Source organism: Marinobacter sp. NFXS9, from assembly GCF_040148665.1.
In the GTDB taxonomy this organism is placed as follows: domain Bacteria; phylum Pseudomonadota; class Gammaproteobacteria; order Pseudomonadales; family Oleiphilaceae; genus Marinobacter_A; species Marinobacter_A mangrovi.
In genome coordinates this window covers 249,664-270,629 of the sequence record NZ_JAGDDW010000002.1, presented here as the reverse complement: position 1 = coordinate 270,629, position 20,966 = coordinate 249,664, and the positions used below count along the sequence as shown (strand labels likewise).

General features: G+C 62.8%; 15 protein-coding genes and 3 tRNA genes. 6 read left to right on the top strand and 12 right to left on the bottom strand.

What is annotated here, in order from left to right; all coding sequences use genetic code 11:
- Window position 1 precedes the first annotated feature (1 nt).
- Window positions 2-205: a hypothetical protein gene (locus tag J3364_RS04825; protein ID WP_123633174.1), complete on the bottom strand. Its 204-nt coding sequence runs from the start codon at window positions 203-205 to the stop codon at window positions 2-4.
- 167 nt (window positions 206-372) lie between these two features.
- Between J3364_RS04825 and J3364_RS04820 the strand changes: the two genes are divergently transcribed.
- On the top strand, window positions 373-1,074 hold the full coding sequence (locus J3364_RS04820) for an SIMPL domain-containing protein (protein ID WP_349557199.1): 702 nt from the start codon (window positions 373-375) through the stop codon (window positions 1,072-1,074).
- A gap of 20 nt (window positions 1,075-1,094) precedes the next feature.
- Here the strand turns inward: J3364_RS04820 and J3364_RS04815 are convergent, their stop codons facing one another.
- The 3 genes from J3364_RS04815 to trhA all read right to left on the bottom strand — a co-directional run bounded on the left by J3364_RS04815 (window position 1,095) and on the right by trhA (window position 7,288).
- Window positions 1,095-4,763, bottom strand: a complete 3,669-nt coding sequence (locus J3364_RS04815) for a translocation/assembly module TamB domain-containing protein (RefSeq protein WP_349557197.1) — start codon at window positions 4,761-4,763, stop codon at window positions 1,095-1,097.
- Entirely contained in the window at window positions 4,760-6,505 is a 1,746-nt protein-coding gene (locus J3364_RS04810; protein WP_349557195.1) for an autotransporter assembly complex protein TamA, read from the bottom strand. Before J3364_RS04810 ends, J3364_RS04815 begins: the two co-directional genes overlap by 4 nt.
- 105 nt (window positions 6,506-6,610) lie before the next feature.
- The gene (trhA, locus tag J3364_RS04805; protein WP_203140613.1) at window positions 6,611-7,288 is read right to left on the bottom strand and encodes a PAQR family membrane homeostasis protein TrhA; all 678 of its coding nucleotides are present in this window, start codon (window positions 7,286-7,288) and stop codon (window positions 6,611-6,613) included.
- A gap of 262 nt (window positions 7,289-7,550) precedes the next feature.
- Here trhA and J3364_RS04800 point away from each other — a divergent pair, with 262 nt between their 5' ends.
- The 4 genes from J3364_RS04800 (at window position 7,551) to J3364_RS04785 (ending at window position 12,854) form a co-directional block, all read left to right on the top strand.
- Window positions 7,551-8,858 (top strand): acyl-CoA dehydrogenase family protein, encoded by a 1,308-nt coding sequence (locus tag J3364_RS04800; protein ID WP_349557193.1) that lies wholly within the window; start codon window positions 7,551-7,553, stop codon window positions 8,856-8,858.
- A 22-nt stretch (window positions 8,859-8,880) separates the two neighbouring features.
- A complete protein-coding gene (locus J3364_RS04795; protein WP_349557192.1) occupies window positions 8,881-10,089 on the top strand; it encodes an acyl-CoA dehydrogenase family protein in 1,209 nt (402 codons plus the stop codon).
- A gap of 150 nt (window positions 10,090-10,239) precedes the next feature.
- Window positions 10,240-11,247, top strand: coding sequence for a hypothetical protein (locus tag J3364_RS04790; RefSeq protein ID WP_349557190.1), 1,008 nt, complete (start codon window positions 10,240-10,242; stop codon window positions 11,245-11,247).
- A 131-nt stretch (window positions 11,248-11,378) separates the two neighbouring features.
- On the top strand, window positions 11,379-12,854 hold the full coding sequence (locus J3364_RS04785; RefSeq protein WP_349557188.1) for an amidase: 1,476 nt from the start codon (window positions 11,379-11,381) through the stop codon (window positions 12,852-12,854).
- Window positions 12,855-12,928: 74 nt separating this feature from the next.
- Here J3364_RS04785 and J3364_RS04780 read toward each other — a convergent pair whose 3' ends face one another.
- A complete protein-coding gene (locus J3364_RS04780; protein ID WP_349557186.1) occupies window positions 12,929-14,251 on the bottom strand; it encodes an acetyl-CoA C-acetyltransferase in 1,323 nt (440 codons plus the stop codon).
- A 230-nt stretch (window positions 14,252-14,481) separates the two neighbouring features.
- On the opposite strand from J3364_RS04780, the gene J3364_RS04775 reads away from it, so the two are divergent.
- Window positions 14,482-15,891: a 3-oxoacyl-ACP reductase gene (locus J3364_RS04775; protein WP_349557184.1), complete on the top strand. Its 1,410-nt coding sequence runs from the start codon at window positions 14,482-14,484 to the stop codon at window positions 15,889-15,891.
- A 22-nt stretch (window positions 15,892-15,913) separates the two neighbouring features.
- Here the strand turns inward: J3364_RS04775 and J3364_RS04770 are convergent, their stop codons facing one another.
- The 7 genes from J3364_RS04770 to J3364_RS04740 form a co-directional block, all read right to left on the bottom strand.
- On the bottom strand, window positions 15,914-17,473 hold the full coding sequence (locus tag J3364_RS04770) for a DHA2 family efflux MFS transporter permease subunit (RefSeq protein WP_349557182.1): 1,560 nt from the start codon (window positions 17,471-17,473) through the stop codon (window positions 15,914-15,916).
- A 9-nt stretch (window positions 17,474-17,482) separates the two neighbouring features.
- The gene (locus J3364_RS04765; RefSeq protein ID WP_349557180.1) at window positions 17,483-18,613 is read right to left on the bottom strand and encodes an HlyD family secretion protein; all 1,131 of its coding nucleotides are present in this window, start codon (window positions 18,611-18,613) and stop codon (window positions 17,483-17,485) included.
- A gap of 304 nt (window positions 18,614-18,917) precedes the next feature.
- Window positions 18,918-18,993, bottom strand: a tRNA-Val gene (locus J3364_RS04760).
- Window positions 18,994-19,007: 14 nt separating this feature from the next.
- Window positions 19,008-19,084: transfer RNA gene (locus J3364_RS04755), tRNA-Asp, on the bottom strand.
- Window positions 19,085-19,130: 46 nt separating this feature from the next.
- Window positions 19,131-19,206 (bottom strand) — tRNA-Val (locus tag J3364_RS04750).
- Between the two features lie 166 nt (window positions 19,207-19,372).
- A complete protein-coding gene (locus J3364_RS04745) occupies window positions 19,373-19,789 on the bottom strand; it encodes a hypothetical protein (RefSeq protein WP_349557179.1) in 417 nt (138 codons plus the stop codon).
- Between the two features lie 221 nt (window positions 19,790-20,010).
- Window positions 20,011-20,868, bottom strand: a complete 858-nt coding sequence (locus J3364_RS04740) for a DUF2846 domain-containing protein (protein WP_349557177.1) — start codon at window positions 20,866-20,868, stop codon at window positions 20,011-20,013.
- Between the last annotated feature and the right edge of the window lie 98 nt (window positions 20,869-20,966).

The following is a 20,966-nucleotide window of genomic DNA, read 5'->3' as shown; positions in this document are numbered from 1 at the left end:
CTCAGAGAGCCAACAGGTATTTACTGAGGACGGACTTGAGCCGACGTAACGTGTCGACATCATGCTCTTCCGCGGCCAGGTTGGCCTCGGCGTAGCGGCGCAGATCGTCGCGGGTGCGGATCGCCGACGGATCGCGGCCGGTAAGCTCCAGCAGGACCTGTTGCTCTCTGCGCGTGAGGCGCACCTGCTGTTCATGAACCAGCATGAAGGAACCTCTGAGACTGACTTTGGTCCATTCTCACTCGTGCCGGAAGGCAGAATCAAGGCTTCCGGTTTGACGGCCACAGCAGATAACGACAACGCCCGATGTCCCAGGACATCCGCTTCTTCGGGGGCCTGAAGCCCCCGATCCGACAACACAAGGAACCATCTATGGTGTTCAATCAACTCGGTATCCACAAGGTCATCCCTCGCCCGCTGTTGCTGGCCCTGGCATTCACGCCGGGTCTGGCTCTGGCCGGCGAAGTCAACGTGACTGGCGAAGGCAAGGTGTCCTATACCCCTGATAGCATCCGTCTGCAGTTTACCGCGCGGGCGGAAAATCCCGACGCCCAGGCGGCCACCCGGGCCGTCAAGACCACCATCGCCCAGTGGGAGGACAACGTCAGCGCCTACCGCAACCAGCTGGACGACTACGACAGCGCGGCCCTGAATCTCTATACACAACGCCTGCCGCCACAAAAGGACGGCGACAAACCGCAGACCCAGAGCGTGGCCGCCCAGTCCGTCAGCTTTACCCTGTCGGCCCTGGACAGCCTCAACCCGGTGCTGCAGGCCGCCCAGGACGCGGGTATGGAATACCATGTCGGCGAGGGCAACTTCTTCCACTCCAACGAGAAATCGCTGGAGCGGGAAGCCCTCGGCAAGGCGATTGATGATGCCAAGGCCCAGTGCCAGTTCATCGCCAAGCGCCTGAACCAGAGCTGTGGTGAGGTCAAATCGCTGTCCACCAGCTACGGCGGTCGCCCGGTTCCCATGATGATGGCGGAAGCCCGCGGCAAGAGCGGCCCGGTGACCGCCGTTGGCGACCGGGAAGTCACCGTGACGGTCAACGCCACCTTTGAATTGGACTGAAGCCTGCCCACCCGCTGGCACTAGAAATCGCGGGTGTAGAACAGGTCCAGGGAAGCCGCCAGCCCACTGGCGGCTTCCAGGTAGAAATAGCGCCCCAGATCGTAACGCAGCGCCACCGTCGTGATCGGCTCGAACACCCCGACGCCATAACGCACGGACAGGTCGTCGGTGATATAACCACTGGCTACCACGCTGGCTTCCTCGCCGGAACCTTCAGCCTCCAGCGTCAGATCCCGGATGCCAAACTCCTCGCCCAATCCCCGGGTCAGCTCGTTGGTCTGCGCGAGTCCCAGACTGAGAGCGGCCTGCCCCACCTGGCTCTGGTCGCCACTGGAGCGGAGCGGACGCCCGAGAATAACGTAGGACAGCGCCTCGGCCTGCGGCATGGACGGCTCCGAGAACACCTCGGCTTCCGGTTCGTCAGCCGGCCCACTCAGTCGCACCCCGGCCACCACGTTGTCGACGGTCCGCACCGCCTCCACGTCGATATAGGGTTCACTGATCGGTCCGACAAACACCAGCCGGGCGCGGCGAATCTCCAGTTCCTGCCCGTAGGCCTTATAGGTCCCGTCGACCAGCTGCAGCGTGCCCCGGGTATCGAGATTGTTGCCGATGTGCAACTCCCCTTTGAGGTTGCCCGTCACCCCGAATCCCTTGAAGGTGACCTTGTCCTCACCGACGACGACGGTCACGTCCATCGCGATTTCCTCAACCGCAGACGCCTGTTTCTCCTGGCCAACGATCACTTCGTCATCGGATACAGAGACCGCGGAGGGCGGCAGTTCGCGCACCTCGATGTCGCCCCGGGGAACGCCAACCCGACCGCTGACCGAGACTTTCTGGTCCTTGAAGCTGAACTGGATGTCCGGTGACAGTTCCAGCCGGGCATAAGGCTCATACACCAGCGGCAGGCGATCACCCTTCAGGTTCAGGGCAACGGACGGCTTGCCGCCACGCCAATCGATGTCCCCATCGAGGCTGCCCTTGCTGCGTTCGTTGCTGCGCCAGCTGCCATCGACTTCAGCTCGCTGCCCCTTGAAGGCCATATCAAGCGACACGTCCCGGAACGGGATGGGGATCGAGGGATCCAGCACCTTGCCGTTCTGCAGGCTCAGGTTGCCGTTCACCTGGGGGTTGAGCAGCGGCCCCGACAGATCCCCCTCCCCGCCAATCTGACCCTCGATGGATTGCAGCCCCACAAAAGGCTCAACAATGGCCAGCTGTAAGCCCGACAGGGCGTAATGCCCCTCGATCTCCCGGTTGCGGCTGTTGGGGTCGACGCTCAGGTCCAGGGTGAAGCGTCCCAGTTGGTCGCCGCTGAAGTCGAGGTTCAGGTCGGCTTTGCGTGGCTTCAGCTTTGCGTTCAGTTTCAGGGTGTTGTATCCAATGGACCGCCATTCATCCAGCTGCTGGATGCCAAATTCGCCGGGGCCCGCATTCAGGCTGATTGAGCCATCGGGCCCTTTGTCCGTCATCGTCAGATCAATCTCGCCATTCATTTTGGCCTGCCAGCGGAAATCATCCGGCCACAGCGCGGCGAGGCTCTCCATCGGGAAGTTCTGCAGCTGGTAGTGAATGCTCTGATCCGGCAGCAGCACCTGATCGTCCGCACACAGGCTGCTGGACTGCCAGCGCCAGCAATGGGCCGCCAACGTCAGCCGTCCCTTGTCGGTGTACTCGATCGCCGCAGGCTGCGCCAGACGCCAGATCTGGTCGGACGTCTTGACGCTCGCCTCGGCCAATGCGCCGGACCACAGCTGGCCCAGGCCGCCTTCGAACACCGTCCTGACAGTGGCCTCGGGATGGGTGAGGTCCAGTGTCAGGCGATGTTTCTCTTCCGTCCCCTTCAGCTGCACATCCAGGTCACCAATCACCTGTTCGCCCATGTGCAGTTTGTCGACGGTCAGGCTGGCGTCCACCTGCTTGCCATCCTGCACCGAACCGTTGAGGTCCAGGGTAGCCAGCTCCAGATCCTGCCAGGCCAACTGACGGCCTTTGAGCGTCACTTTGCCCGACGGCGCCTGCGGCGAGCCGGACACCTGCGCTTCACCCTCGATCCGTCCGGCCAGGCCCGGCCAGAGCTGGTCCAGTTTGGGCAGGGCCAGCTGCATATCCGCCTGGATCTGATCGGCCCACTGACCGCTCCCGGATACCGTGTTCTCGCCCACCACCAGCTTCAGCGGATCCATCCTCCAACGGCTATCGCTACCTTCCAGCTGGCCCCGGGTCGACAGCTTGTTTTGGCGCCAGGTCCCATCGAGCTGCCAATCCGCCTTGGCCTGGAGACCGGATGCCGGGATCGAGCCGGTAGAGGTCACCGATCCACTCAACTGCCCATTAAGCTCAGCGACCCAGAAGCCTGGATTGAACTGGTCCAGATTGAGGTCCGCGTCCCAGCTCACGATATCGCCGTACTGGACCTGCGCCTTCCCGGCCAGCCCGCCGGCGCCGGTATCCAGACGCAGGTTTGAAAGAGTCACCTGCTGCAGGTCACCCTCCGCATCCGTCGCCAGCGTCATGTCGCCGGCGGGCCCCTGTGCCGCCGCCTGCAGTTGCACGTTGTACCGGTCGTCCGCGTAGTTGAACGTGGCCTCTGCAGACTGCAGCTTCACCGGCGGCTCTTCGACTCCCGGCAGCAGCGTGTACCAGGGGAACCGGTTGATGGCGAGCTTGCCGCGGGCGCTGAGCGTATCCAGCCATTGCACCTCGCCGGTCAGGCGGGTCTGCCGTTGCGAGGCGTCCGGCAAGGCCAGCTGCAGCTCTATATCCCGTGCCCGATCGGTCAGCGCGTTGCCGGTCAGCTTCAGCGACACCGGACCCTCCGTGCCCGGCAAGGTGGCGGAGGAGGTCACGTCGAACCCGTCGTCCAGATTGCCATCCAGCGCCAGCGTCCACTGGTCCAGTTCCAGGGTGGCCGGCAAGCCCGACCAGGGCATGAACCGTTTGCTGTTGAGCTTCAGCGACGCCGGCAGCCCGGGCTCGAACGGCTGCGCGCGGCCGGACAGCTGGGCTGCCAGGTAGCCTTCGCTGGTGCCGGTCAGCCGCAGGTCGTGAGCGCTGCCGGCCAGCTTGAGAGCCAGCTTCCACGCCTTGTCCGGCTCCGGCGAAGGCAGAGCCAGTGCCACGTCCAGATCCAGCGGCCAGTCGCCGCGGGTTTCCAGGCGGCCCTTGGCATTCACCTCGACCGCGTCGGTCACCAGCCCGAAATCCTTGATGGTCCAGGCCGCACCGGACGCGTCCACGGCCAGCGTAAACGACTGCCAGATGGTGCTGTCGTCCACGGCCAACGGCCCCAGCCGGACATCACCGACCGACAGTCCGACCGGCAGATTGATCGACGGCAGCGTGAAGGGTTCATCGCTGGACTCCTCGCTGGGAGCCAGATGCACGTCAATCCGCTCGGCCAACAGCCGGTCAATACACAGCACGCCGGTGAACAGGCAGCTCGGCGACCAGTCCAGATACACCTGATCCAGATCCAGGTTGACGCCATAACCCTGCCAGTGGACATGGCTGGCCTGCCAACGCCCGAGTATGGCGCCCTGCCCGCCGGAGACGTCCAGGCCGGGTACCTGCTCCAGCAGCCATGCCGTGCCGGTCTCCGAGCGCAATACCAGGAACACGGTAAACAGTGCCAGAAGAACCAGGGCCAGCACGCTGCCGGCTGTCCACAACAAGACCCGCTTCATAGCTCTGGCCCCATCGAGAAGTGCAGACGCCAGCTGCCCCCCAGATTGTCGTCGAGACCCTTGGCCAGATCCAGGCGAATCGGCCCGACCGGGCTGACCCAGCGGATACCGGCACCGACACCGGTCGCCAGTGGATCGTTCAGGCTATCGATGGCATTGCCCCGGTCGACAAAGGTCGCCAGGCGCCATTGATCGGACAGCGGATACTGGTATTCGAGGCTGCCCACGATCAAATACCGGCCGCCCACGGTGTCGCCGTCGGAGTCCTTGGGAGACAGGGTCTGGTAGCCGTAACCTCGCACGCTCTGGTCACCACCGGCGAAGAAGCGCAGCGAGGGCGGCACGTCGTCAAAATCGTTGGTGGCCACCGCCCCGAGCTGTAAACGACCGAGAAATCGATGACCGTTGCCGACCGTCACCAGCCCCTTGGCCACCGCCAGCACATGGGCAATATCCGCATCGGAAAGAAGCTGTCGGTGGGCCCCGGTGACATCCAGCTGCAGACGATACCCCCGTGATGGATCCATCGGCGAATCCGCCACCAGCTTGGAAAAACTGATGCCCGGCAGCAGCAGTTGACTGCTGTTGGGCTCCTGCTGGCCAATGGTGTAGTTCTCACGCTCCAAACGAAGCGAAAGCACCCGCATCCACTCATTATCGAGCTGGTGGCGCCACTGCTCACCAAAGGTGAAGCGCTCGGACTTCACATCCTCGATGTTTTCGTTCTGATACCCGGTGGTGAAACGGATGGCATCGGTCATGGGGGGATCGAGCGGCAATTCGTAGTAGGCACTGACACTCTGGCGCGGCGCCGACAGTTCGGCCTCCGCTCCGCGGCGGTGGCCCATGGCGTTAATCCAGTGCTCCGTCCAGGTGCCGCGGAAGCGCGGCCCCACGTCGGTGGAAAAGCCGATACCCGCGGCCACCGAGCGAGGATCCCGGGTGTTCAGCCGCACATGGATCGGAACCCGTCGGTCGGTTGCCTCTTCGTGACGAGCATCCACAATCACCCCGGCAAAATAGCCACTGTTGGAAAGATTGTTGTCGAGCTCGGCGATCTTGTCCGCATCGTAGGGATCCCCGGGCTTGATCTCGACAAAGCCGTCAAGCAGCGGCTCCTCGAAAGTCCCGTCGCCTTCAAAGGTGACGTCACCAAAGAGATAACGCGGTCCGCTGTCAAAGACAATCAGGATATCCGCCGTGCGGGCCTCCGGATCCACCTTGAGCTTGCGCTCGGTGAATTTTCCATCGAAGTAACCCAGCTTGCGGGCCCGGTTCCGGATACGCTGGCGAACCGCCTCATAGGCCCCGTGGTTGAGCACCTTGCCCGGCGCAATCGCGGACAGATCGCCCTTGCCGAAATCCGGATCAGACGCCGCATCGCCCTCCACCCGCACCTCACGGTTGCGGATCATCACCGGTTCGCCCGGCTGGACGGTGAGCTGGAGGAGCGGCGTCTCCCCGGAGTCTTCCACCTGCCACTGGACGCTGGGATCGTAATAGCCCAAGGCCCGCAACGCTTCACGCACCTGGGACTCGGCATGGCTGACATAGCGACGGAGATCTTCGGCGGAACGCCCGTCGACGTTACCGATGTAGTTGCTGGCGTTTTCCTGGAGGGCAGGAAAATCACCTTCGACGCGAACCTCGACCTGGCCCGCGCCCAGCGCAGAGGCGGCCCAGAACAGACCTGACAGCAGAAAACCGGTGCATGCACCCAGGCGTAATGCGCTGATCGTCAAAAACGTCTCCGTCCCTAAGTGACCTTTCGAACAGCCGTATGCTACCGAAGATCGGCGTTCCCTGCCTGACTTTCCGGATTACAGAATGGGACGATCAGAGATGCCTCAAATCTTGTCGTAAAGGACGCCGTAATAGATGGCGAAAAAGTGACAGGCCCCGCCACCGACCACAAACAGGTGCCAGATGGCGTGATTGTAGGGAATCTGCTTGATCAGGTAGAACACCACACCCAACGTGTAGGTAATGCCGCCGGCCACCACCAGCCATAGCCCCAGGCTGTTCACGCTCGCCGCCAGCTCGGTGGAGGCAAACACGATCAGCCACCCCATCAGCAGATAGATCACGATCTGCAACGCCTTGAAACGGTGGCCAAACACCAGCTTCAGGGTAATCCCCGCCGCCGCCAGACCCCAGACGATGCCGAACAGCAGCCAGCCGGCTCCATCGCGCATATTCACCAGCAAGAACGGTGTGTAGGTCCCCGCAATCAAGAGGAAAATGGCGCAGTGATCCAGCATCTTGAAGATGCGGCGCAGATGGGGCTGACGGGCGCTGTGGTACAGCGTCGAGGCCAGGAACAGCAGGGTCATGCTGGCGCCATAAATGCTGAAGCTAACAATTTTCCAGGGGTCCGCTTCCAGGCTGGCCAGTACGATCAGCACCACCATGCCGGCGATACTGCACAGGGCCGCCAGGCCATGGCTGATCCAGTTCAGCCATTCCTCGACGACCGGGTAGTCCTGCACGCTGCCATCAACGTTGACCGTGGGTTGGGTACTCAAGGATGCCTCCGGAATCTCTTCTCGACGCTCAGAATTTCAGCTTACAACTGTAAGCTGAAAAAGAATGATTTCAAAGGGGGGATAACCGAATCGTCACAATGTGACAGGCCTATCGCCCGGCTCGATGTCGTCAATACCGGCACAGTCCGGGCCGCGTTGACCGGATTGCCCTGCCCCGAAGCCCCGTTCGCCAATGGCGGAGGGCCAGCCGCACCACATGATCAGGTTCAGCTTCCTGAACCAACAACAACGGAGATTCAGCATGACGCGCGATCCAATCGGTTTCGCCCTGTCCGCCATGAATCGCCTGGCCGGCCTCCCCCTGCTTGATCGCCTGGGCGTGCGCAAGCCGGTCGAGCGACTGGCCTACCAGGGAACTCGTGTCGGCTTTCAGGCGTTGACCGTCGCCAACCGTGAATTCAAGCGGGCCCGGGATCTGTTCCCCCGCAAGCGGCTGCCCGCCCGCCGACCGGGCGACCTGTTCGACCTGAACCTGGACGACGACCAGCAGATGATCGTCGACAGCCTGCGGCGCTTTGCCTCCGATGTGCTGAGACCGAATGCGGCCGAGTGCGATGAGAATGCCGCCCTGCCGCATGACATCGAGCACCAGGCGCAGGCGTTGGGCCTGAGCCTCTATGCCGTGCCCGCCGAGTTTGGCGGGGTTGCCGAGAATCTGTCGCCAGTGACCAGCGTCCTCATCGCCGAACAGCTCGCCTGGGGCGACCTGGGACTGGCCCAGGCCCTGCTGGCGCCGTTCAGCGTGGCCCAGGCCATCACCCGCTGGGGTACGGCCGAGCAGCAGTCCACCTACCTGCCAGCGTTCTGCGAAGACCAGCCGCCGGTCGCCACTATCGCCATCGACGAGCCGGTGCCCCTGTTCGATCCCATGTCACTTTCGACCCGCGCGACACGCCATGGTGACGACTTCACGCTGAACGGTCTGAAAAGCGGCGTTGTCCGCGCTGGCGACAGCGATCTGTATCTGGTGGCTGCCGAACTGGACGGCGAAGGCCCACGGGTGTTCCTGATTGAGCGCGGGACCGGTGGCCTGGCCTTCGAAGCCGAACCCGCCATGGGTCTGCGAGCTGCCGGGACGGGCCGTATCCGCCTGGATAACGTGAGGCTGCCGGCCTCCGCCCTGCTGGGCGACGAGGACTTCAACTACAGCACCTTCATCGATCGCGGCGTGCTGCTGCGCTGCGGCCTCGCCGCGGGCTGTGCGCAGGCGGTACAGGACTATGTCATCCCCTATGCCAACGAGCGCGAAGCATTCGGTGAACCCATCAGTCACCGCCAGTCGGTCGCCTTTATGATCAGCAACATGGCCATCGAGATCGAGAGCATGCGCCTGCTCACCTGGCGCGCCGCCAGCAGAGCGGAAACCGGTCGCACCTATCACCGGGAAGCCTGCCTGGCGCGGCTGCTCTGCAGCGAGAAAGCCATGGAAGTCGGCACCAACGGCGTGCAGTTGCTGGGCGGTCACGGCTTCGTCAAGGAACACCCGGTGGAACGCTGGTATCGGGACCTGCGCTCGGCCGCCACCCTGTTTGGCGGTACCCACGCCTGATGCCGTTAAGGAGACTTCGACGATGAACCTGGAAATACCGCGTAAATTCACCCCGCTCATCAATCAGGCCCAGCAGGTGGCCCGGGAAGTGTTTCGCCCCATCTCCCGCAAGTACGACCGCGCCGAGCACGACTATCCTCGCGAGCTGGACATGTTTGCCTCCATCATGGATGGCATGAATGAAGGCGCCGGCGATGGTGGGGCCGGCGCCGGCAGCCTGGCCCGCGCCGGCGGTGAAAACGGCTCTGGCAACCGCAACGGCACCAATATGAAAACCGTCCTGGGGCTGACTGAATTGTGCTGGGGCGATGTCGGACTGGCCCTGTCCATTCCCCGTCAGGGGCTGGGTAACTCCGCCATCGCCGCGGTCGCCAACGAGGAACAGCTGGCCCGCCTGGGCAGCACCTGGGCCGCCATGGCGATCACCGAACCCGGCGCCGGATCGGACAGCGCCTCGATCCGCACCACCGCCACCCGGGACGGTGACGACTACATCATCAACGGCGAGAAAATCTACGTTACCGCCGGCGAGCGAGCCGATGCGGTGGTGGTCTGGGCGTCGCTGGATCGCAGCCAGGGCCGCGCCGCCATCAAATCGTTCGTGGTGGAGAAAGGCACCCCGGGCATGACCGTGGAACGGCTGGAAAAGAAGCTGGGCATTCGCGCCTCCGACACCGCCGCCATTCGCTTCGACAACTGCCGGGTACCGGCGGCCAACCTGCTGGGCGATCCCGAGATCAGCGTCAACAAGGGCTTTGCCGGCGCCATGCAGACGTTCGACAACACCCGCCCGGTGGTCGCCGGCATGGCCATCGGTATCGCTCGCGCTGCCCTGGACCAGACCTACGCCCTGCTGGAAAAATACGGCCAGCCGCTGACCTACCGCGCCCAAACCTGGACCCAGACCGCGGCCGAACGGGAGCTGCAACTGTTGGAGGCGGAGTGGGACGCCGCCCGCCTGCTTACCCTCAAGGCCGCCTGGATGGCGGACAACGGTCTGCCCAACTCCCGTGAGGCCTCCATGGCCAAGGCCAAGGCGGGGCGCGTCGGTAACCAGGTGACCCTGCGCTGCGTGGAGCTCTGCGGCAGCCTTGGCTACAGTGAAGTGGAGTTGCTGGAAAAGTGGGCGCGGGATTCCAAGATCCTGGATATCTTCGAAGGGACACAGCAAATCCAGCTGCTGATCATCGCCCGCCGCCTGCTCGGCAAAAGTTCGGCGGAACTCAAGTAGCCGAATGCCAGTGGTGGCCATCGGGCAACCGAAGGCCACCGCCGGTTTCTCGCTGGCTATGTGCCGGTGGTAGGCTACGGCGTCGAGCAGTCGTTGTCCGCTGCCCTGGATGGGGCGGAAACGCCCCCACTCATCGGCCAGGCGAGGCGCATGTTTACAATCAATCGAGCCAATCTACGTCGCAGTCACCAGCTGTTCTGGTTCATCGTGGATTTCGTGATGCTGGGGCTGCTGTTCCTCAACATCACCTGGATCATCTTCGACTCGCTGTATGCCGTCGAAGCGGTCAGGGACCTGCTCTTCCAGTATGCCCAGCCCTTTGCGGAATTCTATCGGCCGATCCACCGCAACTTCATTTTCTATGACCTGATTTTCGTCTGGATCTTCCTGACCGAATTCGCCATCCGCTGGATCTACGCCATTCACAGCAAGCTCTACAGCCGCTGGTATTTCTACCCGTTTATCCACTGGTACGACCTGCTGGGCTGTATCCCGATCGGCTCCTACCGCTTCCTGCGGGTGTTGCGGGTGATCTCCATCGTATACCGACTGCACAAGTACCAGGTCATCGACTTTACCCAGACCCGCGTCTACCAGTTCCTCAAGTTCTACTACGAGGCCTTCATGGAAGAGTTGTCGGACCGCATTGTCATCAAGGTGCTGTCCGGCGCCCAGGAAGAAATGACCCACGGCTCACCGCTGATCCACCGCATCCAGAACGACATCCTCATGCCTCGTCGGGAGCTGCTGACTCAATGGCTGTCGGAAAAGGTGGCGGAAACCGCCCAGACCGGTTACATCCCCAACCGCGGAGCGCTGCGCCACTACCTGGAAAACTGCGTGGACCATGCCCTTACCCAGAATGTTGAGCTGTCCCGCCTGCGTCAGGTGCCGATGCTCGGCCCCCAGATCACGGAAACCCTGGAAGCGGCCGTGGGCGATATCGTGGCGGAAGTCATCCACCGGATCCTGGAAGATCTGGCGTCGGCCAAGAACCACGCCTTCATCGAGGACATCGTCGGCACCTTCCTCCAGGAAACCGCCGCCCCCGGCGAAGGACCGAGTGAAAGCGAGCGTCAGATCATCCAGGTGGTCAACGAAATCATCGAGGCCCTGAAGAAACAGATGGCCATCAAGCGCTGGCGCCAAGAGCTGTAATGGTCGGATCGGGCCAAAAGAGGATCGCCGACGGCCCCACCCGCTTCACCTAAAGCAATTGCTTTACTTGTCGCCACCACTTGTCTTTAATGGATGATTCAGAACGTCTTTTTCCGAGGAAGTCATCCGGCATGTCTGATCTCCATTACCGCAGTGCGATCGAGCTGCTCGCGGCCCTGAAGTCCGGCGAGCTGACCAGTGAGGCGCTCACCCAGGCCCTGATCGCCCGAATCAAGTCACGCAATCCCGACGTCAACGCCGTGGTCACCCTGGCCGAAGAGGACGCCCTGCGCCAGGCTGCCGAGGCCGATGCACGGCGCGCCCGGGGCGAGCCACTCGGCCCCCTGCACGGCCTGCCCATGACCCTCAAGGACACCTGGGAAGTCGCCGGCCTGCACTGCGTGGCCGGCGCCCCGGCGATGAAGGATTATGTGCCGCGCCAGAACGCCGATCTGGTGCAGCGGCTCGTGGATGCCGGCGCCATCATCCTTGGCAAGACCAACGTGCCGCTCTATGCCATGGACATCCAGAGCTACAACAAGGTCTTCGGCACCACCCAGAACCCTTACAACCCCAAGCACACGCCTGGTGGGTCCTCCGGTGGCGCGGCGGCGGCTCTCGCTGCCGGACTCACACCGTTGGAAGTAGGCAGCGACCTGGCGGGCTCCATTCGCACGCCCAGCCACTTCTGTGGCGTGTTCGGCCATAAGCCCACCCGCCACCTGGTGTCCATGCGCGGCCACATCCCCGGACCGCCCGGCACCCTGAGCGAGCCGGATCTGGTGGAAGGCGGCCCCATGGCCCGCAGTGCAGGCGACTTGCGGACGCTGTTGCCGGTGATTGCCGGTCCGCGTCGACTGGAGCAGCGCAGTTGGTCGCTGTCACTGACCGACAGTCGCCTGGACAGTCTGGAGCAGGCCCGGGTCGGCCTCTGGCTCGACGATCCCCTGTGTCCAGTGGCCGACGAACTGACCCAGGCCTATCGCGCGTTGGGCCGACGGCTTGAGGAACAGGGCGCGCTGGTGGCGGATGCCCGACACAACCTGCTGGATATGGAAACCATCCTGCCGGTTTATTTCAACCTGCTCGGCAGCCTGGTGAGCGCCTCCCTGACACCGAAACAGCGGCGCCAGATGGCCTGGGTCGGACGCCTGGAAAAATGGCTGCGACTCTTCCTGCCCATGACTCACCACATCGGCGAATACGGCCGTGCCGTGAACCAGCCCATCCACAGTTGGCTGCACTGGAACGAACGACGCGAAAAAATGCGCGCCGAGATCGATACCCTGTTTGATGAATACGACGTGCTGTTGACGCCAATAACGCCGACCACGGCGATCGAACACGATCAGAAAGGCGAAGCCTTCAACCGCAGGATCACCGTGAACGGCAAGCCCCGCCCCTACCTCGACCAGTTCTGCTGGATCGCCCTGGCCACGACACTGGGATTGCCCGCCACCTCGGTGCCGGTGGGCCGGTCTCGGGACGGCCTGCCCTACAACATCCAGGTCATCGGGGCGCCGGGCATGGACCTGACCACCATTGGTTTCGCGGAATTGATGGAGAACGCGGGACTGGCAGGATTCGAGATCCCGAAAGGCTTCTGAACCACCGTCACATCAAATGAAAAAGCCCGGCCATTGGCGCCGGGCTTTTGGGTTTCGCGGGGATCCGAAAGGTATCAGTCGCGTTCCAGAATGGCCGTTACCCCCTGGCCGCCAGCGGCACAAATGGAGATCAGGCCGCGACCGCTGCCCCGCTCAGCCAACTGCTTGGCGAGCGTCGCGATGATCCGGCCGCCGGTGGCCGCGAACGGGTGCCCGGTCGCCAGGCTGCTGCCCTTGGGATTCATCTTCGAGCGATCGATGCTGCCCAGCGGCTTATCCCGACCTAATCGCTCTTTACAGAACGTGGGGTCTTCCCAGGCCTTGAGGGTCGACAGCACCTGCGCGGCAAACGCTTCGTGGATCTCGTAGATGTCGAAGTCCTGCAGGGTCAGGCCGGCTCTGTCGAGCATCCGCGGCACGGCGTACGCCGGCGCCATCAGCAACCCCTCCTTCTTGTCGACAAAATCCACGGCGGCCACTTCCGAGAAGGTCAGGTAAGCCTGAACCTCCATGTTGTTGGCCTTGGCCCACGCCTCGCTCGCCAAAAGCACGCAGGACGCGCCGTCTGTCAGCGCGGTGCTGTTGGCGGCGGTCATGGTGCCGTTCTCACGATCGAAGCACGGCTTGAGAGTCGACAGCTTTTCCAGCGTGGTATCCGGGCGCAGGACGTTGTCTTTTTCCAGGCCGGCCAGCGGGGTCATCAGGTCCTCGAAGAAGCCGGACTGGTAAGCCGCAGCCAGCTTCTGGTGACTCTCGTAGGCCAGTTCGTCCTGGGCGTCCCGCGGGATATTCCACTCATGCGCGGTGATCTGGCAATGGTCACCCATGGACAGGCCCGTACGGGGCTCGCCGTTCTCCGGGATTTCGGGAACCAGGTGGCTCGGACGGAACCGACCCAGGATCTTCAGGCGTTCGGTGTTGGTCTTGGCCCGGTTCAGGTCCAGCAGGATCTCGCGCAACCCCTCACCGACGCCGATCGGCGCGTCGGAGGTGGTGTCGGTACCGCCGGCGATGCCACACTCGATCTGACCGAGGGCAATCTTGTTGGCCACCAGGATCGCCGCCTCCAGGCCGGTGCCACAGGCCTGCTGGATATCGTAGGCCGGCGTTTCCGGCGCCAGACCGGAGCTCAGCACCGACTCACGGGTCAGGTTGAAGTCGCGGGAATGCTTGATTACGGCGCCAGCCGCCACTTCGCCCATACGCTGGCCTTCCAGGCCGAACCGATCCACCAGACCGCGCAGGGTCGCGGTGAGCATGTCCTGGTTGCTGAGTTTGCTATAGGCGCTGTTGGAGCGCGCAAACGGAATGCGGTTGCCGCCAATGACGGCCACCCGGCGGACGGTCTGCGCAGCCTTCGCCGCTTTCTTCTGTCCTGCATTGCTTGTCTGTGCCATGGGATTATCCTGTTCATCAGTATGATGTGTGGCAGTCTATCGAGACGGGCTTCCCGCTCATTGGCAGCCCTGACAACGGGCCGACCGCGTTGAGTCAATCCAAAGCCGGCCAGTTTTCATACCATACGGGAAACGCTGAAGAGCGCGGGGACCCTCTGCAGCGCCGATATCGCAGACGCCCCGTCAGACACCTCATTCAAAAAACGCGCGCAAGACGCAAGGAAACCACTATGTCAGACCTTTACCTCAAGTTCGTCAATACCCCTGTCGGCAAAACCACCGCCTCGACCCTGGGCCTGCCGTCGCCAGTCGTGCTCAAGCGCTGGCAGCGCAGCGATCAGCCGTTTATCGAGGGTGACGTGCTGGTCGGCGCGGCCAACGGCGCGCGGGCCATTGAGACGTTGGGCAGTATTCTCGGGGCCAGCCCCGCCAACGTATTTCACGCCTCCGGCACCGAGCGGCTGACCGATTCAGCCAAGGCTGGCAGTAAGGCCAAACCGCTGGACGTCAGCGGCGACATCCAGAAAACGTTTTCCGCCCTGGTGTTCGATGCCAGCGGCATCAAGGACACAACGGAGTTGCGGGCGCTGTACGACTTCTTCCACCCGGTGATCCGCAAGCTGGCCACCAACGGCCGAGTTCTGGTGATCGGCCAGGATCCGGACACCTGCCGCAAGCCCGCCCACGCCGCCGCCCAGCGCGCCCTGGAAGGCTTCGCCCGCAGTGTGGGCAAGGAAATCGGCAAGAAAGGCGCCACTTCCAACCTGATCTGGATTGCGCCTAACGCCGAGGAACGCATCGACTCCAGCGTACGCTTCTTCCTGTCGCCCCGCTCGGCGTACGTCGACGGTCAGGTGGTGAAGATTGGCAAGTCGGACACCGGCAACACCGCCACCAACCCGGTGGCTCCGCTGACGGGCAAGGTCGCCCTGGTAACGGGCGCCTCCCGGGGGATTGGTGAGTCCATCGCCCAGACGCTGGCCCGGGACGGCGCCACGGTGATTGCGCTGGATATCCCGGCGGCGATGACCGATCTGGAGCGCGTGGCCAAGGACATCAATGGCAAACCACTGGCCTGCGACATCACCGGAGCCAATGCGCCGACGCTGATTGCCGAGTTCCTGGAAAACATGGGCAGCGGGCTGGACCTGATCGTCCATAACGCCGGTATCACCCGGGACAAGACGCTGGGCAACATGCCCGAGCATTTCTGGGATATGACGATTGCCGTCAACCTGACCGCCGAGGAACGGATTGACGAGGAACTGCTCAAGCGCGGCCTGATCCGCGAGAACGGCCGCATCGTGTGCGTGTCGTCCATCAGCGGCATTGCCGGCAACTTCGGTCAAACCAACTACTCCACGTCCAAGTGTGGCGTCATCGGTTACGTGGAGGCCATGGCCAAAAGCCTCAAGAACGGCATCACCATCAACGCCGTGGCACCGGGCTTTATCGAAACGCAGATGACGGCCGCCATGCCGATCACCATCCGTGAGGCCGGTCGGCGTATGAACAGCCTGTCCCAGGGCGGCTTGCCGGTGGACGTGGCAGAAACCATCGCCTGGTACTGCCACCCGCAATCAGCCGGCGTGTCCGGCAACGTGGTGCGGGTATGCGGTCAGTCGCTGATCGGCAAGTAAGGTCATCCCGCCACGGGATGACTCAGTGGGCCGGCGCGGGTTCGGCATCCGGATCCGCCTGCCCCGGCTTCAGCAGCAGGACCACCGGAATCATCAGTACGAACAGCGCCCCCATGAAATGGAAGGCGTCGATGTAGGCCAGCATCTGCGCCTGGCCCTGCACGGTCTGGTTGAGTAGGGCCAGCGCCTGTTCATGGCTGCCGGTCACACCCTGTAACTGGGACAGGTGCTGCTCCCATTCCGGATCGCCGGGACTGGTATTGGCCACCAGCGGCACCCGGTGGTGGGCACCCAGGCGCGAGATCAGCGTCACCAGCACCGATATCCCGACACCCCCACCCAGGTTCCGCATGAACGCCAGCATGGACGCCGCCTGGTTGTTGGCGCTGGCCGGCAGCCCGATGTAGGCCATGGTGTTGATGGGAATAAACAGGAAGGCAATTCCCAGCGTCTGCCACACACGCATCAACGCCAGGGTTGTACTGTCGACCTGCAGCGTGAAGCCGCCCATGAACCAGAGCGAGCTGCCGGCACACAGCAGGCCGAACGAAATCATCAGCCGCAGGTCCACTTTACCCGCCAGTTTCCCCACCACCGGCATCATCGCCATGATGGCAAAGCCACCGGGCGAGATCACCAGCCCCGCATCCAGCGCGGTGTAACCCAGCAGCGACTCCATGAACAGCGGCAGCAACGCCGTCGAACCCAGCAGGATAAAACCGAGCACGAACATCAGCAGGTTGGAAATGGCGTAGTTGCGATAGCGATACAGACGCAGGTTGACGATGGGGTTGTCCTGATCGAACGAACGCACGATGTAGGTCAGCAGCGCCACGATCACCACACCGGTAAGAACCTGGATCTCCAGGGAATCCCACCAGTCCTCGTTTTGCCCCCGATCCAGCAGCCACTGCAGGCTACCGATGCCGACGGCGATCAGGCCGAAGCCGACATAATCGATGGGACTGCCGTCGTGGTTGGGTTTCTCGTCCGGCAGGTACATCCGGATCAGGACGATCAGCAGCGCCCCGACCGGCACATTGATCAGGAAGATCCAATGCCAGCTGAATTGGTCGGTGATCCAGCCCCCGAGCGTCGGGCCGATGGCCGGCGCCGCCACCACGGCGATCCCGTACATGGCAAACGCCATGGCCCGCTGGGCCGGCGGGAAGGCGTCGGCGAGAATCGCCTGGGACACCGGCTGCAACGCACCACCGGCCAGCCCCTGGATCGCCCGGAAGAAGATCAGCATGCCCAGACTGGGGGCCAGTCCGCAGGCCAGGGATGCGGCGCTGAAGCCGATGATGCAGGCGATGAAGAATCGGGTGCGGCCGAAATACTCGGACAGCCAGCCGGCAATCGGCAGGGCTATGGCGTTGGTCACCAGATAGGACGTCAGAACCCAGGTGGATTCCTCCGGCCCGGCGCCCAGGCTGCCGGCAATGTTGGAGAGGGAAACGTTGGCGATGGAGATGTCGAGCACCTCCATGAACGCCGCCAGCGCCACCATCGGCGCAATCAGCCAGGGATTGATCGCCTTGCGGGCCGGGGGCGCCTCGTTGCCGGTTGCGGCATCACTCATGATGGCCCCTTACGGCTGCTTGCCCGCGCTGTCCAGATGCACCGTCGGTACGACAGACATGCCAGGCCACAGCTGCATGTCTTCAGGCGTGTCATCCAGTTCGATACGGATCGGCACACGCTGCACCACCTTCACGAAATTGCCGGTGGCATTTTCCGGCGGCAGCAGCGCAAAACGGGAGCCGGTCCCCGGCTGGAAAGAGGCAACGTGGCCGGTCAGGGTCTTGTTCGGGTAGGCGTCTACATCGATGTCCACCCGATCGCCCACGTGCATATCGCCGATCTGGGTTTCCTTGTAGTTGGCCTTGATCCAGGGATGGCCAGAGACCAGGATCACCAGCGTCGCTTGCGGTCCCACCATGGCGCCGGTGCGGGCCTGCAGTTCGCTGATCCAGCCATCCACCGGGGCCTTGATGGTGGTCCAGTCCAGGTTCAGTTGGGCCTGGGTCAGGCTGGCCTGGGCCTGTTCCAGATTCGCTCGGGCTTCATCCACGGCGGCCTGCATGACCGGAAGACGCTGATCATCGGCGGCCACCGCCTGCTGCTGTGCGCGTGCCGAGGCAAGCTGGCTCCTGGCCACGGACACAGCGGCGGCTGTCGCCGCATGATCGCTTTCCAGGGTATTCAGGTTGGTTCGTGCATTCTCCAGCGTCTGCTTGGACACCTGGCTGCGTTCAACCAGCACGCTGTAGCGTTTCACATCCCGGCGCGCCTGTTCAATCTTGGCGGCCTGGGCGTCCCGCGTTCTTTCCTGCTGAGTGATCTGGGCTTTGGCCACCTCAACACTCGCGGTGGCTTCCGCTTTGCGGGCGGCCAGATTGGCCTGGAAAGCCGTCAGCGAGGCCCGGGCACTCTCAAGCGAGGCCTGGGCATTGGCTACCTTGGCCTGGGCCGCTGACAGTGACGCCTGGTAGGGTTCCGGATCGATCGTCGCCAGCACCTGCCCGGCTTTCACCGGCTGGTTGTCGTGCACAGCCACATCCACCAGCGGGCCATCCACCCGGGGTTTCAGGTACACCACGTCCCGCTGGACAAAGGCGTCATCGGTGGTTTCCTTGCCCAGGCTCCACCACCAGAGGGCGGCAATGACGACGGCAGCAACGGCAAAAACAATGAAGAGGCGTTTCAAACGCGAAGACATGAGTGTCGTTCCATCCCTTAAAGAATCAGATCCCTCGCACCCTTCGAGAGGCACTTAGAAGAGAAAGGCCCCGTGAAGATACGGGCGCGGACGCCAACCGGACGTCAGACCGCGAGCCGAGGGCCCGGATCGACGCGATCATCGCCGAACATGACGGGAACGCAGCATAAACCACGAACTGTCCGATTCGCAATTCGCCGACAACGCCTGGATCAGGTTTGGAAGTTGCAGAGGTATGATGAACGCAAAAACCCGAAACCAGCGTATGCTGTCGGGTACAATCAATCCACACAGGGAAAGGAAATGGTGGGTGGTGCAGGGATCGAACCTGCGACCCTCGCCTTGTAAGGGCGATGCTCTCCCAGCTGAGCTAACCACCCGGGAATTCGGGAAATGGCGGAGCGGACGGGACTCGAACCCGCGACCCCCGGCGTGACAGGCCGGTATTCTAACCAGCTGAACTACCGCTCCGCGATCATCTTTCTGTCGAAGGGGTTAACCCGACAGTGCGCTGAATTGGTGGGTGGTGCAGGGATCGAACCTGCGACCCTCGCCTTGTAAGGGCGATGCTCTCCCAGCTGAGCTAACCACCCAATCAGCGCGGATGCACCAGCGTTTTGCCGTGCCGGCGTTGCTGTGTCATCCAGATGAGACGCGCATTTTAAGCATTTGAGTGGGCCTGTCAAATACTTTTGTGGGATTTTTTGGAATTAAACTCAAGTGGTTATTTTGCAGCCAGGTCACACACCCCTGAGCCTGTCACGATGCGTCGGATTCGCTTGACTTTGCCGGCGTGCGCTTCTTTTTGCCGGCGGCCGACTTGGCGACAGATTTCGACGCACGGCCCGATTCAGCCGTGCTCTTGCGCCGCCCCGCCCCGACCACCGAGCTGGCCTTGCGGACGGCAGAAGCGGCCTTTTTCTCCAGCGCCAAGTGCCCAACACTGGAACGGCGCTCGTCGGGAATGGCTTCTTCAGCCAGTCGCCGATTGATCTCGTCCAGTTTGGTTTGCAACGCCTGCAGGCGCTCGTCCACCAGACTCTTCAACGAAGGCCCGAGGTGGTCTACCAGATGGCGCAACTCATCCAGTCGTTCTTCCCCCAGGTGCTCCGCTTCGTGGATCACCTCCAGATACTGCCGGCGCAAACGATCCAGCCGGCCCCGCGCCCAACGCACGGGTTCTCCCACAGTGTCCTTCAACGACATCGCATCCTCTTTATTCTTGTGTCCAGGCACATGGAAACAGCGCTCATGCTTTCTTCAGTCTAGTCAGACCACCCCGATGGGCCAAGAAAGATGTGCGTCGCCTCACATTTTATGAAGCTTGTGCCCGACCACATTGGCATCCATTGCCACCAGCCGCGTCATTTCCGCGAGGACGACTCCCTCACCCGCATTCAGAATGGCCACCAACCACTGTCTTCCGCCTCCTCCGCCCGTTCACGCTCGGCCTCCAGCGAGGCGTACGCCTTGTCCAGGGCATCAATCTGGCGATCAGTTTCCAGCGGCTGGGTAGGTCCGCCGCCGAAAGGCCAGTACCAGGGCGCCTCCTCGTATTGCCCGTTGGCCTTCATGGTCTCGATTTCCTCGTCGCGCGCGGTCTCAAGCTCTTCCCGGCGGCGCTCATAGTCCGCGTCCTGGTTCGCTTCGACGATGGATGTGGCGGCGTGGTTCGGCGCCAGCATGTCACTGTTGAGGAACTGGGTCGTCACGATCTCGCCCTGGCCCATGGCATAGTCCCGAGTGACCAGTTGCAGGTCGCCCGAAGCCAACGGGTCCTCGGCATCCAGATCCGGATGCGCCTGATCCGGAGGGGATAGCTCGTTGTATCGCAGATAATAGATCTGGCCGGCTTCGACATGGAGCACCGCATCGGCAATCCGGCTCAAATCGATATCATTGATGCCTTCAAGCCCCAGCAGGGGCCGGCGCATGATGATGTGGCGGGGACCGGGCTCGACTTCGAGCCAGGTGTAGCTGTCATCGCGAATATTGAAGTAGTGCTCGCCGTCGATGTACACACTGGGCGACTCGATCTCGTCGGCCGCCCAGCGGGAATGCGTGCGATAAAAGTAGACGAGGGCGTGATTCTGCTGGTCCCACTGATCGTTGGGAATGTGCACGAAATCCTTGCCCGATACCGGATGCAGGAAGGCACCGGTACTCTTGCCGATGGACTGGTGAATACTGCAGCCGCTGAGCGTGAAAACCAGGGTCAGTGCGGCAAGCCTGGCCATCCGTGTTGCGTTACGCATGATTGTGTCATCCCCCGAACCGTTCCGGCGCCCCGCAGGTGCGTAGCCTGGAGACGCCTCTGGTCCCGGATCATAGCAACAGGCCGGTCGATGAAACC

What these genes read in the sequence shown, in the direction of transcription:
- J3364_RS04825 (WP_123633174.1), bottom strand. Translation starts at nt 205, where the DNA reads ATGCTGGTTCATGAACAGCAGGTGCGCCTCACGCGCAGAGAGCAACAG.
- J3364_RS04820 (WP_349557199.1), top strand. Translation starts at nt 373, where the DNA reads ATGGTGTTCAATCAACTCGGTATCCACAAGGTCATCCCTCGCCCGCTG.
- J3364_RS04815 (WP_349557197.1), bottom strand. Translation starts at nt 4,763, where the DNA reads ATGAAGCGGGTCTTGTTGTGGACAGCCGGCAGCGTGCTGGCCCTGGTT.
- J3364_RS04800 (WP_349557193.1), top strand. Translation starts at nt 7,551, where the DNA reads ATGACGCGCGATCCAATCGGTTTCGCCCTGTCCGCCATGAATCGCCTG.
- J3364_RS04795 (WP_349557192.1), top strand. Translation starts at nt 8,881, where the DNA reads ATGAACCTGGAAATACCGCGTAAATTCACCCCGCTCATCAATCAGGCC.
- J3364_RS04790 (WP_349557190.1), top strand. Translation starts at nt 10,240, where the DNA reads ATGTTTACAATCAATCGAGCCAATCTACGTCGCAGTCACCAGCTGTTC.
- J3364_RS04785 (WP_349557188.1), top strand. Translation starts at nt 11,379, where the DNA reads ATGTCTGATCTCCATTACCGCAGTGCGATCGAGCTGCTCGCGGCCCTG.
- J3364_RS04780 (WP_349557186.1), bottom strand. Translation starts at nt 14,251, where the DNA reads ATGGCACAGACAAGCAATGCAGGACAGAAGAAAGCGGCGAAGGCTGCG.
- J3364_RS04775 (WP_349557184.1), top strand. Translation starts at nt 14,482, where the DNA reads ATGTCAGACCTTTACCTCAAGTTCGTCAATACCCCTGTCGGCAAAACC.
- J3364_RS04770 (WP_349557182.1), bottom strand. Translation starts at nt 17,473, where the DNA reads ATGAGTGATGCCGCAACCGGCAACGAGGCGCCCCCGGCCCGCAAGGCG.
- J3364_RS04765 (WP_349557180.1), bottom strand. Translation starts at nt 18,613, where the DNA reads ATGTCTTCGCGTTTGAAACGCCTCTTCATTGTTTTTGCCGTTGCTGCC.
- J3364_RS04740 (WP_349557177.1), bottom strand. Translation starts at nt 20,868, where the DNA reads ATGCGTAACGCAACACGGATGGCCAGGCTTGCCGCACTGACCCTGGTT.